This window comes from Lactococcus allomyrinae, assembly GCF_003627095.1.
Lineage (GTDB): Bacteria > Bacillota > Bacilli > Lactobacillales > Streptococcaceae > Lactococcus > Lactococcus allomyrinae.
The window spans coordinates 2,179,619-2,194,431 of the sequence record NZ_CP032627.1; the positions used below are offsets into that span (position 1 = coordinate 2,179,619).

Here is a 14,813-nt window from a genome sequence, read left to right on the forward strand (position 1 = left end):
TAATTATACCCCTTGTGAAAGGAAATGTAAAGAAAAATGGATTGCGCTTACAATTAGTGTTAATATTCACTTTGTTTCTGTGAATTTTGTGAAAGACTTATCATTTTACTATTTAATAAAAAACAGCCTGATACTATTTTCCTAATCATTGCAAGGCAGTAGACTAGTTAGTATCATTTGGCTGTTTTTGAATTTGATTACGGATACGAATTGCTTGTTCAGGATAGTCTGTGATGATGCCAGCGACGTTTTCATGAAAAGCTTGTCGCATTTCAGATTCGCTATTTACTGTCCAAAGTCTGACAGGTTTATTGGACAATGCTGTAAGGACAGGATGCTTGAATGCGTAGGATTTACGAGGGTGAATACTGGTAATAAAATCTGTCAGTAACCCATTTTCAATCTTTTTAAGTCGATTATTAGTGAGATAACTTAATTCGACATCGGGTTCAATTTCGCTGAGAATTTTTAGAGAGTCAATATTAAAAGAGCTATACAAATGGGTAAAAGGCCACTGCTGGCTTTTCATCAGTACTGACAGCTTTTTTTCAATACCTGGATAGTGATATTTGTCAGTCTTGATTTCGATATTCAAGCTTCCTGTGAAGTGTAAATCTGTCAGTAATGACAGGACTTCCGAAAGGATTGGTATTTTTTCTCCACGAAAATCTTCTTTGAACCAAGAGCCTGCGTCGAACCTTTTGAGCTCGGCAACAGTCATCTTGCGTACAAGTCCTTTACCTGTGGTTGTTCGGTCAATTTTTTCATCATGAATGACAATAAGTTCACCATCAATAGAAAGATGCACATCAAGTTCAATCCCATCAGAATGAACACGGACTGCTTCACGAAATGAAGCAAGCGTATTTTCGGGACGATTGCATTTGGAACCACGATGAGCAAAGACAAAAGTTTGAACTTCATGATTCATCTGTTGATTCCGACTCAGCCATTTTTCTGATTTACCGAATTTTCGCTTGTCAAGCGTACGTAATGTTTTATTGATAAGGTTGGATAAACCGATAACCATGTGTATTCTCCTTTCGTTTAAGATATGAGGAAGTCTTGCCCTGAAACTGTGAAAAATAGGAAAATCCAGATTTATGCTTGTGCAAGTTTTAAGTTTTACATTTATTAATTTTTTGAGTCCGATTTAAGATGTGAACATCCCCTTGCCTCTTGCTCTTGGTAAACATCCTGAATTCAGTGACATAAGATTTCGCAAGATGATTCTTACTGACAGAAATTGGTCAGTGACTTTCGTCATATTCCTGCTCTATTGCTTTGACAAAATCATGCATGATTTGATTTCGTTTTTTGCCTATATTTTTTGCCTCATCGGTATTGAGTAAATCTTCAAGCAAAAAAAGTTTTTCATAAAAATGATTAAGCGTGGTTCTCTTTTTTTGATGATAATCAGCCTTTGTCAGTACGTTGACAGGTTTGTCAGCAGGGTCATAAAGTACGCGGCCATGTGCCCATCCATACTCTAGCGTACGAGCAATGCCCCAAGCGCCCATAGCATCAAGCCTGTCAGCATCCTGCACAATCTGTCCATTGATGTCTAAGGATTTCCGACTTTCGATATTTGACGAAAAGCTCATATTGTCAATGATAATGAAAATCTGCTTGTTGACAATACTGTCAGTACTGACAGTATTTAAAAATTCACTGACAAAAATTTTCTGCTGCTCTACATGGTCTGTCAATTTTTCGTCATAGGTATCATGCAAGTAACAAGCAGCCAGCACAATCTCACGATTTGCTGACGGCTCTGTCAGTAAAATTTTATTTGCCAAAGCTACCACGCGTTCAATATGGTCAAAACCATGACCATCATTGTTTTCTATATGAACTTTTTTAGCAAATTCTGCAATTTTTTCTAAATCAATCATTGGTAATCCTTATTAATCCGAGGTTTTCCTTCTTTGTCCATTAGTACAGTCAATCCGCCCGCATAACCAGCAGCATGAAAAAGATACTCAATCCCAGTTTCTTTGTCCACAATAACTGTATTCGTTTCAAGCGGTGCTGCTTTTCCAGTTGTTTGTTCAAACCGTTCTTTGATGTCATTTTTGTCCATAAAAGTTCTCCCAATTTAGACTTACTGTTTTAATTATTTTAATATCTGAATTTTTATCACTAAGTTCTATAAGTGCAATTTCAACATCAAAGCCAGATGATAAGTTGATAAGTGAGCCTTTTCAAAAATGTTCCAAACGCTTTGAATAACTTCATTGAACGCATCGTCAAATTTTAAAACAAGTGAATAATCCATATATTATTTAAAATAATTAATTCCCATAGCAGACTTAACTTCATCAAGCGTTTGACTAGCGACAGCTTCCGCTTTCAAAGAACCTTGCTTGAGCATATCATAGACATAGTCCATATTTTTGGCAAACTCAATTCGGCGCGCACGTATTGGCGACAATTCTCGGTCAAGCACTTCGAGCAGATAGCGTTTTGTTTTCACGTCACCAAGTCCACCTGCCTGATATTGTGCCTTCATCTCAGCAATAGTTGCCGCATCATCTGCATTACCAAAAACATCAAGATAATGGAAAACCATATTTCCTTCGATTTTACCAGGGTCTTCAACTTTGATATGGTCAGGATCAGTATACATACTCATCACTTTTTTCTTCAAAGTATCCGCATCGTCCGCAAGGAAAATTCCATTATTGAGTGATTTAGACATTTTTGCATTACCATCTAGCCCTGGTAAACGTCCAGCTGCTTCGTTTTCAGGATAAATACCTTCTGGTTCAACTAAAACATCAGCATGGTAAGCATTGTTGAATGAACGCACAATCTCACGTGTTTGCTCAATCATCGGTTTTTGGTCATTGCCAACAGGCACATGAGTTGCCTTAAAAGCTGTGATATCAGCCGCTTGTGACACAGGATAGACTAAAAATCCTGCAGGGATAGATTCGCCAAAACCTTTTTGAGCAATCTCTGTCTTAACCGTTGGATTACGCTCCAAACGTGCCAAAGAAACAAGATTCATGTAATACATGGATAATTCAGCAAGCTCTGGAATCTGACTTTGAATAAAAATCGTTGATTTTTCAGGGTCAAGTCCAGCTGCTAGATAGTCTAGTGCAACATCACCCACAGATTGAATAATTTTTTCAGGTTCTTTAGCATGGTCGGTCAACGCTTGCTGGTCGGCAAGAAAGATAAACATATTATATTTACCTTCATTTTGCATTTTCACACGATTTTGGAGCGAGCCAACGTAATGTCCGATGTGAAGTTTTCCAGTAGGGCGATCGCCTGTTAATATAGTTGGTTTAGTCATAATTTAAGATGAGCTTGTCAAGGAGTAAGCTCAATTCCTTTCTTCAGTTTAAATTTGGAGCAAAAAAGCCCGTAGAACATCATAAAAAATAATGCTCTACGGGCGCTATCTGCGCGGTGCCACCGTGATTTGAAATCATAAGATTTCCTCAAAACTTGCCAAAGACAAGTCGCTTTATAACGGAAGCTACCGTAATTTTTTCAAGAGATGAATACTTTATTAAAGTTGTGACGTCTACTCAGGTTGCTTTTGATGCGAACCTAAGACGCAACCTTGTAACAACTAAGTGATCTATATGAGCAGTCTGTTTAACATCTTTGCTACGAGGTCACGTTATCCATCCGCTTTAAGCGGAGTGTCAAAGCGTAACTCGACAAAAAAGTAGCGTTTCCGAGCACATCTATTGTAAAAAATCATTTTTGTTTTTTGTAATTGCAAATCAAGCCCATTCACTTCGTTGAAAACATCGACTTACACCGCCGCCGACTTTCTAGAGATTTCATTCAGATGGTTCAAAAATGCAATTCATTTTGAGCACATCTAGCATCAAAGCTACTTTCTTGATGGTTTAAATTTTACACTTTTTGTAAGAAACTGTCAATTGCTTCAATCTGGTAGCAATTTCTTGAATTTCTCAGGATAAAGCGCTATACTCAAAATGTAAAAAATGTTTTACATTTAAAAGATTACAATAATGAGTTTGTATGCCCAATCTTTCGTCTTTGGGTAGTCGAACTCTACCCAAAAGGAGAAAATTATGGCAAACGTATCCACAGCATCTGCACACTGGGAAGATTCACTTGAAAATGGTTTTGGTACAATTTCAGCAGAAAGTTCACAACTTTTTACAGAAGTTCCTTACAATTTTAAAGCACGTCTTGATAGTCAAGCACATATTACAACACCAGAAGAATTACTTGGTGCAGCTCATGCCGCCTGTTTTAGCATGGCATTCTCACTTGTTTTAGGAACAAAAGGACTTGTTCCAACGAGCGTAGATACTACTGCTGATGTTACTTTTGATGTTACATCAGACGGACCAGCTATTACAGGAATCAAATTAACCAATCATTCTGTCATTCCAGGGCTGTCAGAAAAAGATTTTCAAGAAATTGCTCAAGAAGTAAAGGAAAATTGTCCAGTTTCAAAGGCTTTGGCAGGAGTTGATATTACCTTAGAAGCAACTTTAGGATAAAAATTGGATAAAACGAGCATTTTTGCTCGTTTTTTTTGGTACAATGAATTTATTAAGCTAATTAATTGAGTTCGGGATTCTAAAAGCTAGGCGATTAGATAAATTTGAAATCATTGAAAATAGATGCTCTGCTGTCCATTCACTCTACCTCCACTTCGTTACTCTGTCGATTCTTGCAAAAGCACTAAAGTGCCTAGTCGAAATCGTAATCAATTAAAATTGTAAGGCGAAATGGCAACTTCCAGAACCTTGTTTTTGGACGAACCTGTAGTTTTCTAATTTTCCTAATTTCAGGACGAGCGCCCCTCATATCTTAAAGGAGTATGACTATGATTTTTAATATGTGCACTATGCTTTACGTTCAAGATGTAAAAGCAGAAGCTCACTTTTTTCAATCCATCGGATTTTCAGAAATTTCTCGTGAAACAATTGCGGAATCTGAAACAGTAACCTTTGCTCCGCAAGCAGAAGGAAACGCCCGTTTGCAGATTTTTGATATTGAATTCATCAAGTTGATGAGTCCAGAAGTAGCTGATAATAAGCCATCTATTTTATTTACAGTATCAGATATTTCAAAATGGTATGATAATGTAAAGACTCAAGGAGGTTTTATCAGCGATTTACAAGATATGGGTGGTAAACACACATTCAACTTTCAAAGTCCAAATGGTTCTTATTTTGCCTTCATGGAAGCCTAAATATGAAAAATTAAAAGTGCTAGTTAGCGCTTTTTTTGTTTAACGATAACTTAAATACTTCATGAAAGATTAATAAATATTCAACACAGTGTCAGAATGAAAAGTGTATATAATTTTGAGGTTAGTATAAGATAAAATAGTTTTATCATGCAGAGAAAGGGGTTTTAATTGCTCATTTTTATGATATGATATGATTAGATAATAATGTAAGTAGGTTTAACCCTAATGATTTTTAATTATATTTATACTACTTTCCTAACAATCCTCTATACACTTGTGATGTCATTTGCTTTGGGGAGCTATTTAAAAGAGCATAAGAAGAACTACTTGTTAATAACACTTTATTTTCTTCTTCTTATCTTGAATGGCTTACTTGTAACCATGTCGGAAACATTTAAAACATTTGCCAGCGATTATAACCGACAATTCATGGTAAATCCAATCATTGAAACGCTTTATTATTTAGCGATTTTTGCAATTGCTTTAAAGCTAATCAATGAATTACTTGAAGAAAAGATAAAATATCACCAATACGGAATTTATATCGTATTTGCTTTATGGCTCATTGTGGTTCCTTTTTTTAGTAATTCTGCATTGAAAGTATGGCTCTACTATTTTCCAAGTCAGGCTGTCACAATTTATATGGGAATTTACTTGCTCAAGCACTACCATAAGATAGAGCAGTCAATTGTATGGCGAAATTATGCGAAATGGCTCGGTCTATTGGCTTTGATTTTTGGAATAGCTATTGTTTCAGAAGATACTTTTGTTATTTTCTTTAGAGATATCTATCACGCTAATATGTTAAAAATTCATAATCGCAATGTATCTGAGGATATTTTTCACATCTCACTTTGTATGGTAGCGATTAAGTATTTTTTGTTTAATTATGAAACAAATTCTGTAAATCAAATAATTCCTCCTTCACTAGATATAGTAAATATTGATGTTGATGAAGAAAATGCTGCGCGTACATATGAGGAATCATTTTACTTTGATAAATTTGTAGCTACTTATGGTATCACTCAAAGAGAAGCGGAAATCCTTGACTTACTCATAAAACGCAAGCACAATCAGGAGATTGCAAATCAACTCTACCTCTCTCTTGGAACAGTAAAAACACATACTCACAATATTTTTATCAAGCTTCAAATTGAGCGACGCTCAGATGTTTGTGAGGTGTGGGAAGAATTCAAAAAAAACGGAAAAAATAAATAATGATAAAAATATCTGTTCTAAATGAGCAGATATTTTCTTTTTGCAAAGATGAAAGCTTCATAAATTATTAAGTAAATGCTCTAAACCTTACTAAACTTTTTAATTTAATCCATTGATATAAAAGGGCTTTCATGAATTTTCAAAGATTATATCTTTAGGTTGATTGTTTTAAAAATATGCTCCTGATATACTGAAAACGTTCCCGAAAGGGAGAGCGAAAATTTAATTTACTATTTTATTCAGGAGGAATAAAAAAATGACAGCATCGAAAAAACGTGATTTTATCACAACAGAAGATTACAGCAAAGAAGAAATTCTTGACATTGTGAATCTTGGATTGAAGATTAAAGCGGCGATTAAAAATGGCTACTATCCACCACTGTTGAAGAATAAATCACTTGGTATGATTTTTCAACAAACATCTACGCGGACACGTGTTTCTTTCGAAACTGCGATGACGCAACTTGGAGGACACGCGGAGTATTTGGCTCCGGGTCAGATTCAACTCGGCGGACACGAAACAATAGAAGATACAAGTACAGTTCTTTCCCGTTTGCTGGATGTGATTATGGCACGTGTTGATCGTCATGAATCCGTGAATAATCTGGCAAAGCACACAACAATTCCAGTCCTTAATGGAATGTCAGACTATAATCATCCTACACAAGAAATCGGAGATTTAACCACCATTATTGAACACTTACCAGCAGGTAAGAAGCTTGAAGATTGTAAAGTTGTTTTTGTCGGAGATGCAACGCAAGTTTGTTTCTCATTGGGACTTATTGCGACAAAAATGGGAATGCACTTCGTTCACTTTGGTCCTAAAGGTTATCAACTTAATGCAGAACACCAAGCCAAGTTGGCAGCAAACTGTGAAGTTTCAGGAGGAACTTTTGAAGTGACAGATGATGAAGCTTCTATCGTAGGTGCAGATTTTCTTTACACAGATGTTTGGTACGGCTTATATGATGCAGAACTTTCAGAAGAAGAACGTTTAGCGATTTTCTTCCCTAAATATCAAGTGACACCTGAGATGATGAATAAAGCAGGCATCAATACTAAATTTATGCACTGTTTACCAGCTTCGCGCGGTGAAGAAGTCGTTGATGCTGTGATTGATGGTGAAAATTCAATCTGTTTTGATGAAGCAGAGAATCGTTTGACTTCAATTCGTGCTTTGCTTGTCTATCTCCTACGTGATTATCAAGAAAAAAATCCTTATGATTTAAAAGCACAAGCTGAGGCACAAGCTGATTTAGAAGCTTACTTAGCGAAATAAGAAAGTGTGTCTTCTATGGAAAATGGAAAGAAAAAATTTAGCTTAGCGAGTGCAATTCTTTCTGTCATTTGTGTTGTTTTTGTTGCCGAGGCAGCAGCACCTGTTGCTGCCATTGGTAACTCTCAGTTCTTTTGGTGGATTGTTTTGATTATTGCTTTTCTGTTGCCTTATGGTCTGATTACTTCTGAGCTTGGAACAACTTATACAGGTGAAGGAGGACTTTATGATTGGGTAACAAAGGCTTTCGGCCATCGTTGGGGAGCGCGTGTTTCTTGGTTTTATTGGATTAATTTCCCACTTTGGATGGCTTCGCTTGCTGTACTTTGCCCAGACTTACTACAAAAAATATTTGGTTTTCAACTCAATACACCTATTGCATTGGTTATTGAACTTGTCTTTATTTGGGTGATTGTCTTAATCAGTCTATATCCTGTAAGTGATAGTGTTTGGATTCTGAATGGTGGTGCAGTCATAAAAGTGTTCTTAGCTTTGGCTTTGGGTGGCTTTGGAGTTTATTCTGCAATCACACATGGTGTAGCGAACCATTATACCTTAGCTTCACTTTTACCAAGCTTTGATTTGCATAGTTTATCTTTTATCTCAGTGATTATCTTTAATCTGCTAGGTTTTGAGGTAATATGTACTTTTGCTGATAGTATGGAAAATCCTAAAAAACAAATTCCTCAATCAATCATTATTGGTGGGGTGGTTATTGCAGCAATCTATATGTTTTCAGCTTTTGGGATTGGTGTTGCGATTCCGACGGATAAACTTTCGACGAGTTCAGGCTTAGTGGATAGTTTTCAGGTGATGTTAGGTACACCAACGGGTTGGTTTATCAGCTTGATTGCCTTTCTGTTCATGCTGACCTTGTTTGGTAATATGGTTTCCTGGTCACAAGGGGTAAATAATATTGCAAGTTATGCTGCTGATAATGGTGATATGCCTAAATTCTTCTCAAAACGACGTTCGTCTAATGGAATATCTTGGGGCGCTGCATTGATGAATGGGATTGTGGCAACGATAATTGTTGTTATTGCTCCAATCTTACCTAATCAGGACTTGTTCTGGTCATTCTTCTCTTTAAATCTCGTTTTGTTCTTATTGAGTTATGTTCCAGTATTTCCTGCATTCTTTAAGTTGCGTAAAATTGATCCTGATACTCCTCGCCCTTTTCGGGTAAGTGGTGGGATAGGAGTATTGAAGTTATACACAGCTTTACCAATGATTATTATCATTATTTCACTCATTTTTACTGCTATTCCACTGCAATTTGATAAGGCCTCGCTAAAAGAACAGCTTCCGATTACGATTGGAGCAATTATCTTTATCATTATTGGTGAATTAATTATTTGGACAAAAAAGATAAAAAAATAAAGGAGAAATAAAAATGTCAAAACGTATTATTGGTACCACACCAAAACAAGATGGATTTCGGATGCCTGCTGAATTTGAAGCACAAAAACAAGTGTTTATGATTTGGCCAGAACGTCCAGATAACTGGCGTGATGGTGCAAAACCAGTACAGATTGCATTTGCTAATGTGGCTAAAGCAATCAGTCAATTTACGCCTGTCACAATGTTGGTTTCTAAAGCACAATATCAAAATGCACGTTATCAACTGGCGGATGAGATCAGAGTGATTGAGGTCTCAAATAATGATTCTTGGGTGCGAGATTGTGGTCCGACATTCGTGATTAATGATAAGGGTGAACTTCGTGCAAATGACTGGACTTTTAATGCATGGGGAGGATTAGTTGATGGTTTATACTTCCCTTGGGATCAAGATGATTTAGTGGCACAAAAGGTTTGTGAGCTGGAAGCTGTTGATTCTTATCGAACAAATGATTTTGTACTAGAAGGTGGCTCTTTCCATGTTGATGGAGAGGGGACGGTTTTAACGACAGAAATGTGTCTTTTGTCTGAGGGACGTAATCCCCATATGACTAAAGTAGAAATTGAAAATATGCTTAAAGAGCATTTGAATGCGGAAAAAGTCCTCTGGCTTGGTGATGGAATTGACCCTGAAGAAACAAATGGTCATGTGGATGATGTTGCGTGTTTTGTTGCTCCAGGTGAGGTGGCTTGTATTTATACAGAGGATGTTCATTCACCTTTTTATGAAGCAGCACAGGATGCCTACAAACGTTTGAGTGAAATGACAGATGCCAAAGGTCGTCAACTGAAAGTGCATAAGCTGACTTGTCCAGTCAATAACGTTACGATTAAGGGGGATTTCAAGATTGATACGGTTGAAGGAACACTTCCTCGTGAAGATGGCGATATCTGTATTGCTTCTTATATGAATTTCTTGATTACAAATAACGGAGTTATTGTTCCGCAATATGGGGATGAAAATGATGCATTAGCTTTGCAACAGGTTCAGGAGATGTTCCCAGAACGTGAAATTGTCGGGGTTAATACTGTAGAAGTTGTATATGGTGGGGGAAATATTCACTGTATTACGCAACAACAACCTAAGGCGTAAAAGGAGACTAGAATAAAATGGGAAAGCGTATTGTCGTTGCTCTTGGGGGAAATGCGATTTTGACAGACAATCCAACAGCTCAGGCACAGGCGGAGGCTCTTCAAAGAACTGCTGAACAGTTAATTCCGTTAATTAAAGGGAATGATGTTGAGATGGTCATCACACATGGTAATGGTCCTCAAGTTGGAAATCTGTTGTTGCAACAATTGGAGAGTGATTCTCCTAAAAATCCTGCAATGCCTCTTGATACTGCGGTTGCTATGACTCAAGGACAAATTGGATTTTGGATGGGTCAAGCATTTACTAAAGCTTTGATTGATAATAAGATGTCAGAAGTTCCCTTTGTGTCTGTGGTGACTAGAACAGTTGTTGATGCTAATGACTCTGCTTTTGAAAATCCAACGAAACCAATTGGGCCTTTTTATACAGAACAAGAGGCTAAAGAGATTCAAATACAATATCCTGATTGGAAAATAATTGAGGACGCGGGTCGCGGCTATCGTCGTGTTGTACCTTCACCATTACCTTTACGTATTGTGGAAGCGGAAGCAATCAAGCCTTTATTAGATGCAGCTGTGTTAGTGACGGTATCTGGCGGCGGAGGTATTCCAGTTGTTGAGGAGGATAATGGTTTTAAAGGGGTTGAAGCGGTCATTGACAAAGATTTTTCTGCAGCCAAGCTTGCTGAACTTGTGGATGCAGATGAACTTGTGATTTTTACTTCTGTTGGCGATGTTTTTCTAAATTATGGTAAACCCAACCAGCAGACTTTGGGAACTGTCTCGGTGAGCGAGATGAAGAAGTATTTGGCTGAGAATCAATTTGCAGCGGGTTCGATGAAACCCAAAGTTGCGGCAGCAGTTTCTTTTGTGGAGAATACGGGAAAAGTTGCTACGATTACTTCACTTGATAATGTAACAAACTTTGTTAAAAGCGGTGCAGGAACGCGAATTATTCCTGATTAAAGTAATAAAAAGTAGTATGGAGAAAAATGCCATGCTATTTTTTGCGATTTTAATTATAATGATGAGTCATAAGAATGAGGTGAAGGCACTTAGTTTTTGCTATAACTGAGTTCGCATGATTAGAAATGGGTGACAAAAGATAAATCTCTCCAAGAAACTTCGTTTCTCTCCGAGATTTTCTATTTTTCATCATTTCTTGCAAATCGTCCTCTCATCTTGGTATAATTTGATTATCAAATCATTCTTTGAAAGGTTGAGCAATCAATTTGTTGAAGCTACTGGTTCGTATGATAACTGCGTTTTGCTTAACTCCCAATATAAGAGAAGTGAAAGCTTGGATTTTAAGCACATGGGATAGTGGGATAGCAGTACTTGGTTTGATAAAAATGGAATCCAACCTCTTTAGTGGAGATATTATATCATTACAGTTGGATTTGTCTCTTGGAGGGATGTATGAAAGAAACTAAACTACTTTCACCTACTGCCATTTTTTTACTCGGAATTAATTCTATTATTGGTTCGGGTATTTTCTTGCTTGCTGGGAAGATTTATCAAGATGCTGGGACACTTAGTTTACTTGCGATATTATTTGCTGGTTTATCTATCTTTGTGATTGCCTTTTCTTATGCAAACATGAGTAAAATTTATCCTGAAAATGGTGGTGCTTTTGTCTATGCGAAGGAAACTTTTGGACGTTTTCCAGGTTTCGTGATAGGGAGTATTACTTGGCTTTTGGGTGTGGTCACATTGGCAACTGAAGTGTCAGCTTTACTTACGGCATTAAAGATGATTTTTCCAAATCTTGCAACACGGCCCATAGGACTTTTGGTTATTTTATTGTTAGGGGTTATTTCGTATTTTGGAACATCAATTATTGCGGGTTTGGACAATATTACCTCTTTTGTCAAACTTTTGATTGTTGTGGTTTTTGTTGGGACTTGTGTTTGGTTGGTGCGTGGTGAGAATTTTACTACGCTGTCAGTACTGACAGAAAGTTCGTCAGCAGGTCATCATGCTGTCAGTGGTTTTTTATCAGCTTATGGGACAATTTTCTTCTTTTTCACCGGTTTTTCGTTTTTACCAGTCAATGCTGAGAAGATGAAAAATCCGGCTAAGAATTTGCCTAAAATGATGGCTATTGTGATGCTGACGTGTATTACAGTGTATCTGGTGATTCAGACGATAACAATTGGTAGTCTTGGAGCGAATCTTCCTGCAACGATTGTGCCAGCTGCAACAGCTTTTAGTAAAGTGGTTGGTGGTATTGGAATTCCTTTGTTTGTTATTGCAATATGTGTTTCTATCTTTGGGGTAATTGTGGCAACAACGTTTAATACTCCAACAATTCTTGCCAGTTTAGCTGAGTCGCATGAAGATGTGCCGATGATTGTGGCTAAAACGAATCATTTTGGAACAGCGACTTGGGCAATTTTCTTAACTACATTGGGTGCAATGGGGCTTTTTCTCAGTGGAAATTATGTCTTTCTTAGTGGATTGACTGTTTTTATGAGTTTTGTTCAATATTTATCAACTGGTCTTGCAAATATTAAGAAAAAATTTGTTTGGATAGGTGTTGGTACAGTGATTTTTTCATTGGTTCTGTTGACAAGTTTCACGCTTAATGTGCTTTTATTTGGTGTGAGCATTCTCCTATTACTTGTTGTGATTTATTTCATTGTTAAATTGGACGATGAGGAAAGGGAAAAATGGTTGCAGGAAAGAGGGAAAAATCATGGTTAGTAAATCACGTCTAGGAGGTTTTGTGGATGGGATTGTCGCAGTTGTCATGACAATCATGTTGTTGGAATTTCGGATTCCAGAAAGTGGTTTGCTCATGGATTTTTTGCGCAATAATCTTGTTTATATGATTGCCTATATTTTGAGTTTTATCTATGTAACGACTTCGTGGTTTAATCAGCAGTATATGTTAACGAATGCTGAACGTGTGACACGAAAGATTTATATTTCTACGATGTTATGGATTTTGTCGTTATCGTTGTTGCCTGTGCTTGCAGCTTGGACAGGTCGTACGATTGACCTATTTGACCGTCTTGGAAGTACAGCTCCCAAAACGCCTGCTTTATTGTTTATGGCAATGATTGGACTGTGGGGGCTAGCTTATGTACAGATGAGCAAAGCTTATATTTTGGACAATCCAGCTCATGTTGCAGAAAAAATCAAAGCAATGGAAGTTTTGCACGTACTCAATCATCCAATCTGGATTTTAGTTATTTTTTTAGCGATGGTGGTAACGTATTTTTATCCTCCTTTTGTTCTTATTTACACGGCAGGAGAGATGATTTGGTCAATGCTACATTCAAAAAATGAGCAAAGATAGTCTGTCAGTTCAATGCGCCCAATGAAAGTGTTGATATAGAAGAGTTGTCAGCTGCTGATAAGTCTGTCAGCATACTGACAAAGTTTAAAAGGAGAAAAAAATGAGTAAACGTGGAATTTTTAGATTTATTTTGAGTATTATTTTGCTGATTATTATTTGGGTGTGTGTGATTTTGAATTTTGGTTTTATTCCATTTGTAGCAGGAGCATTTGTTTGTGCGGTCATTTTTATGATGTCTGATTATAAATTTTCGGAGCGTAAAAAACTGACACCGACTAAGAAAGTTCAAAAAATAAATGTCCTAATCTGGCCAGCGACGGTCGTTTCGGTTCTCGTTGCGTTGTATGTGACGGATTATCTGCTCGCGCTCGCGATTGTACTGACGCTGATTTTGCCTGCTGGTATTTTCCTGAATGACAAGTATCAGCAGCGTTAAAAAGCTGCCAGTTCAATGCGCCCAAAGTAAGCATTGAATCTGCGGATAAAAGACTTATCAACGAAGCTGATAAGTCTGTCAGTATACTGACAGAATAGTGAGGAGAAATGCGCAGAAATTTTTATATTGTGATTTGCATTTTATATATTCCAATGATGTTCATCAATGTTAACTTAAAATCATTTTGGTGGTTGTCGCTGATAGGAGTAGCTTTACTTGTTGTGGCAATGATTATTTTTGAGCGTAAATTTACTGACGAGCAGACACTAAGGAAGAAAACGAAATGGCGTCACTATTTTCTCACTTGGTTTTTGACAGTTTTGGGGGTAACTTTCTTGATTTCAGCGGTAAGTTATTTCATTCATTTTGACTGGTATCGCTGGTTTCAACCTTTATTTTATGCGCTTATTGCGATCGGTCTAGCTTACAGCTCACGATTTGAAAAATGAAACCCCTTGTCAGCGTGCTGACGAAAATGTACTTCCTGTCAGTATATTTTTTCAGAATTATAAGGAGTTTGTGATATGATGACAAAAAAAGAGTACACTTTTTGGCTATTAAGTAGCATTGCAATGTTTCTTGCAATACCTTTTTTCTTGTTCCCTTACAGATTTCAAGGATGGGCATTTTTATTTTTTATGATTGGTGGAATTTTGATGTTTTTTATCAAAGATAAGTCAGCACCAATTAAGCCCTTGCCAAATAGATTTTGGCAAAAGCGATGGTTTTGGGCGTGTATATTTATTCCTCTTATTTTGTTAGTGGGAATATTTTGTTGGGGAAAGGTTAGTAATCCTCCTTATTTTCTAATTATTCTCTGTCTTGAATATCCAATTATGGGCTATTTCCAAACTAAGTATGACTGGAGAAGAAAAAGTTAAAAAGCCAA

Annotated in this window: 16 protein-coding genes; 12 read left to right on the forward strand and 4 right to left on the reverse strand. The window is 37.0% G+C overall.

The genetic code is table 11. From position 1 onward, the window contains the following. Positions 1-163: 163 nt before the first annotated feature. The 4 genes from D7I46_RS10280 to trpS form a co-directional block, all read right to left on the reverse strand. Positions 164-1,030, reverse strand: coding sequence for a glycerophosphodiester phosphodiesterase (locus D7I46_RS10280; protein ID WP_120772794.1), 867 nt, complete (start codon positions 1,028-1,030; stop codon positions 164-166). Between the two features lie 220 nt (positions 1,031-1,250). Beyond that, a complete protein-coding gene (locus D7I46_RS10285) occupies positions 1,251-1,895 on the reverse strand; it encodes an HD domain-containing protein (protein ID WP_120772795.1) in 645 nt (214 codons plus the stop codon). Next, positions 1,892-2,083, reverse strand: coding sequence for a DUF6440 family protein (locus D7I46_RS10290; RefSeq protein ID WP_120772796.1), 192 nt, complete (start codon positions 2,081-2,083; stop codon positions 1,892-1,894). The genes D7I46_RS10285 and D7I46_RS10290 overlap by 4 nt, the downstream gene beginning before the upstream one ends. A 198-nt stretch (positions 2,084-2,281) precedes the next feature. Continuing rightward, entirely contained in the window at positions 2,282-3,307 is a 1,026-nt protein-coding gene (trpS, locus tag D7I46_RS10295) for a tryptophan--tRNA ligase (RefSeq protein WP_120772797.1), read from the reverse strand. Between the two features lie 757 nt (positions 3,308-4,064). Here trpS and D7I46_RS10300 point away from each other — a divergent pair. From D7I46_RS10300 to D7I46_RS13340, 12 genes are all read left to right on the forward strand, one after another. After that, positions 4,065-4,502 (forward strand): OsmC family protein, encoded by a 438-nt coding sequence (locus D7I46_RS10300; protein WP_120772798.1) that lies wholly within the window; start codon positions 4,065-4,067, stop codon positions 4,500-4,502. Positions 4,503-4,831: 329 nt separating this feature from the next. Then, positions 4,832-5,200, forward strand: coding sequence for a VOC family protein (locus D7I46_RS10305; RefSeq protein ID WP_120772799.1), 369 nt, complete (start codon positions 4,832-4,834; stop codon positions 5,198-5,200). A gap of 225 nt (positions 5,201-5,425) precedes the next feature. Next, the gene (locus tag D7I46_RS10310) at positions 5,426-6,418 is read left to right on the forward strand and encodes a helix-turn-helix transcriptional regulator (protein ID WP_120772800.1); all 993 of its coding nucleotides are present in this window, start codon (positions 5,426-5,428) and stop codon (positions 6,416-6,418) included. 256 nt (positions 6,419-6,674) lie between these two features. Next, a complete protein-coding gene (ptcA, locus tag D7I46_RS10315) occupies positions 6,675-7,697 on the forward strand; it encodes a putrescine carbamoyltransferase (protein ID WP_120772801.1) in 1,023 nt (340 codons plus the stop codon). 15 nt (positions 7,698-7,712) lie between these two features. Next, positions 7,713-9,074 (forward strand): APC family permease, encoded by a 1,362-nt coding sequence (locus D7I46_RS10320; RefSeq protein WP_120772802.1) that lies wholly within the window; start codon positions 7,713-7,715, stop codon positions 9,072-9,074. Between the two features lie 13 nt (positions 9,075-9,087). Next, positions 9,088-10,185: an agmatine deiminase gene (aguA, locus tag D7I46_RS10325; RefSeq protein WP_120772803.1), complete on the forward strand. Its 1,098-nt coding sequence runs from the start codon at positions 9,088-9,090 to the stop codon at positions 10,183-10,185. A 17-nt stretch (positions 10,186-10,202) separates the two neighbouring features. Continuing rightward, positions 10,203-11,150, forward strand: a complete 948-nt coding sequence (gene arcC, locus D7I46_RS10330) for a carbamate kinase (RefSeq protein ID WP_120772804.1) — start codon at positions 10,203-10,205, stop codon at positions 11,148-11,150. Positions 11,151-11,603: 453 nt separating this feature from the next. Beyond that, positions 11,604-12,890: an APC family permease gene (locus tag D7I46_RS10340; RefSeq protein WP_120772806.1), complete on the forward strand. Its 1,287-nt coding sequence runs from the start codon at positions 11,604-11,606 to the stop codon at positions 12,888-12,890. After that, entirely contained in the window at positions 12,883-13,488 is a 606-nt protein-coding gene (locus D7I46_RS10345) for a TMEM175 family protein (RefSeq protein WP_120772807.1), read from the forward strand. The genes D7I46_RS10340 and D7I46_RS10345 overlap by 8 nt, the downstream gene beginning before the upstream one ends. Before the next feature lie 100 nt (positions 13,489-13,588). Then, positions 13,589-13,924 (forward strand): hypothetical protein, encoded by a 336-nt coding sequence (locus D7I46_RS10350; RefSeq protein WP_120772808.1) that lies wholly within the window; start codon positions 13,589-13,591, stop codon positions 13,922-13,924. A 107-nt stretch (positions 13,925-14,031) separates the two neighbouring features. Next, on the forward strand, positions 14,032-14,373 hold the full coding sequence (locus tag D7I46_RS10355; protein WP_120772809.1) for a DUF2391 family protein: 342 nt from the start codon (positions 14,032-14,034) through the stop codon (positions 14,371-14,373). 75 nt (positions 14,374-14,448) lie between these two features. Beyond that, entirely contained in the window at positions 14,449-14,805 is a 357-nt protein-coding gene (locus tag D7I46_RS13340) for a protein BatD (protein WP_162930882.1), read from the forward strand. The last annotated feature ends 8 nt before the right edge of the window (positions 14,806-14,813 follow it).

What these genes read in the sequence shown, in the direction of transcription:
- D7I46_RS10280 (WP_120772794.1), bottom strand. Translation starts at nt 1,030, where the DNA reads ATGGTTATCGGTTTATCCAACCTTATCAATAAAACATTACGTACGCTT.
- D7I46_RS10285 (WP_120772795.1), bottom strand. Translation starts at nt 1,895, where the DNA reads ATGATTGATTTAGAAAAAATTGCAGAATTTGCTAAAAAAGTTCATATA.
- D7I46_RS10290 (WP_120772796.1), bottom strand. Translation starts at nt 2,083, where the DNA reads ATGGACAAAAATGACATCAAAGAACGGTTTGAACAAACAACTGGAAAA.
- trpS (WP_120772797.1), bottom strand. Translation starts at nt 3,307, where the DNA reads ATGACTAAACCAACTATATTAACAGGCGATCGCCCTACTGGAAAACTT.
- D7I46_RS10300 (WP_120772798.1), top strand. Translation starts at nt 4,065, where the DNA reads ATGGCAAACGTATCCACAGCATCTGCACACTGGGAAGATTCACTTGAA.
- D7I46_RS10305 (WP_120772799.1), top strand. Translation starts at nt 4,832, where the DNA reads ATGATTTTTAATATGTGCACTATGCTTTACGTTCAAGATGTAAAAGCA.
- D7I46_RS10310 (WP_120772800.1), top strand. Translation starts at nt 5,426, where the DNA reads ATGATTTTTAATTATATTTATACTACTTTCCTAACAATCCTCTATACA.
- ptcA (WP_120772801.1), top strand. Translation starts at nt 6,675, where the DNA reads ATGACAGCATCGAAAAAACGTGATTTTATCACAACAGAAGATTACAGC.
- D7I46_RS10320 (WP_120772802.1), top strand. Translation starts at nt 7,713, where the DNA reads ATGGAAAATGGAAAGAAAAAATTTAGCTTAGCGAGTGCAATTCTTTCT.
- aguA (WP_120772803.1), top strand. Translation starts at nt 9,088, where the DNA reads ATGTCAAAACGTATTATTGGTACCACACCAAAACAAGATGGATTTCGG.
- arcC (WP_120772804.1), top strand. Translation starts at nt 10,203, where the DNA reads ATGGGAAAGCGTATTGTCGTTGCTCTTGGGGGAAATGCGATTTTGACA.
- D7I46_RS10340 (WP_120772806.1), top strand. Translation starts at nt 11,604, where the DNA reads ATGAAAGAAACTAAACTACTTTCACCTACTGCCATTTTTTTACTCGGA.
- D7I46_RS10345 (WP_120772807.1), top strand. Translation starts at nt 12,883, where the DNA reads ATGGTTAGTAAATCACGTCTAGGAGGTTTTGTGGATGGGATTGTCGCA.
- D7I46_RS10350 (WP_120772808.1), top strand. Translation starts at nt 13,589, where the DNA reads ATGAGTAAACGTGGAATTTTTAGATTTATTTTGAGTATTATTTTGCTG.
- D7I46_RS10355 (WP_120772809.1), top strand. Translation starts at nt 14,032, where the DNA reads ATGCGCAGAAATTTTTATATTGTGATTTGCATTTTATATATTCCAATG.
- D7I46_RS13340 (WP_162930882.1), top strand. Translation starts at nt 14,449, where the DNA reads ATGATGACAAAAAAAGAGTACACTTTTTGGCTATTAAGTAGCATTGCA.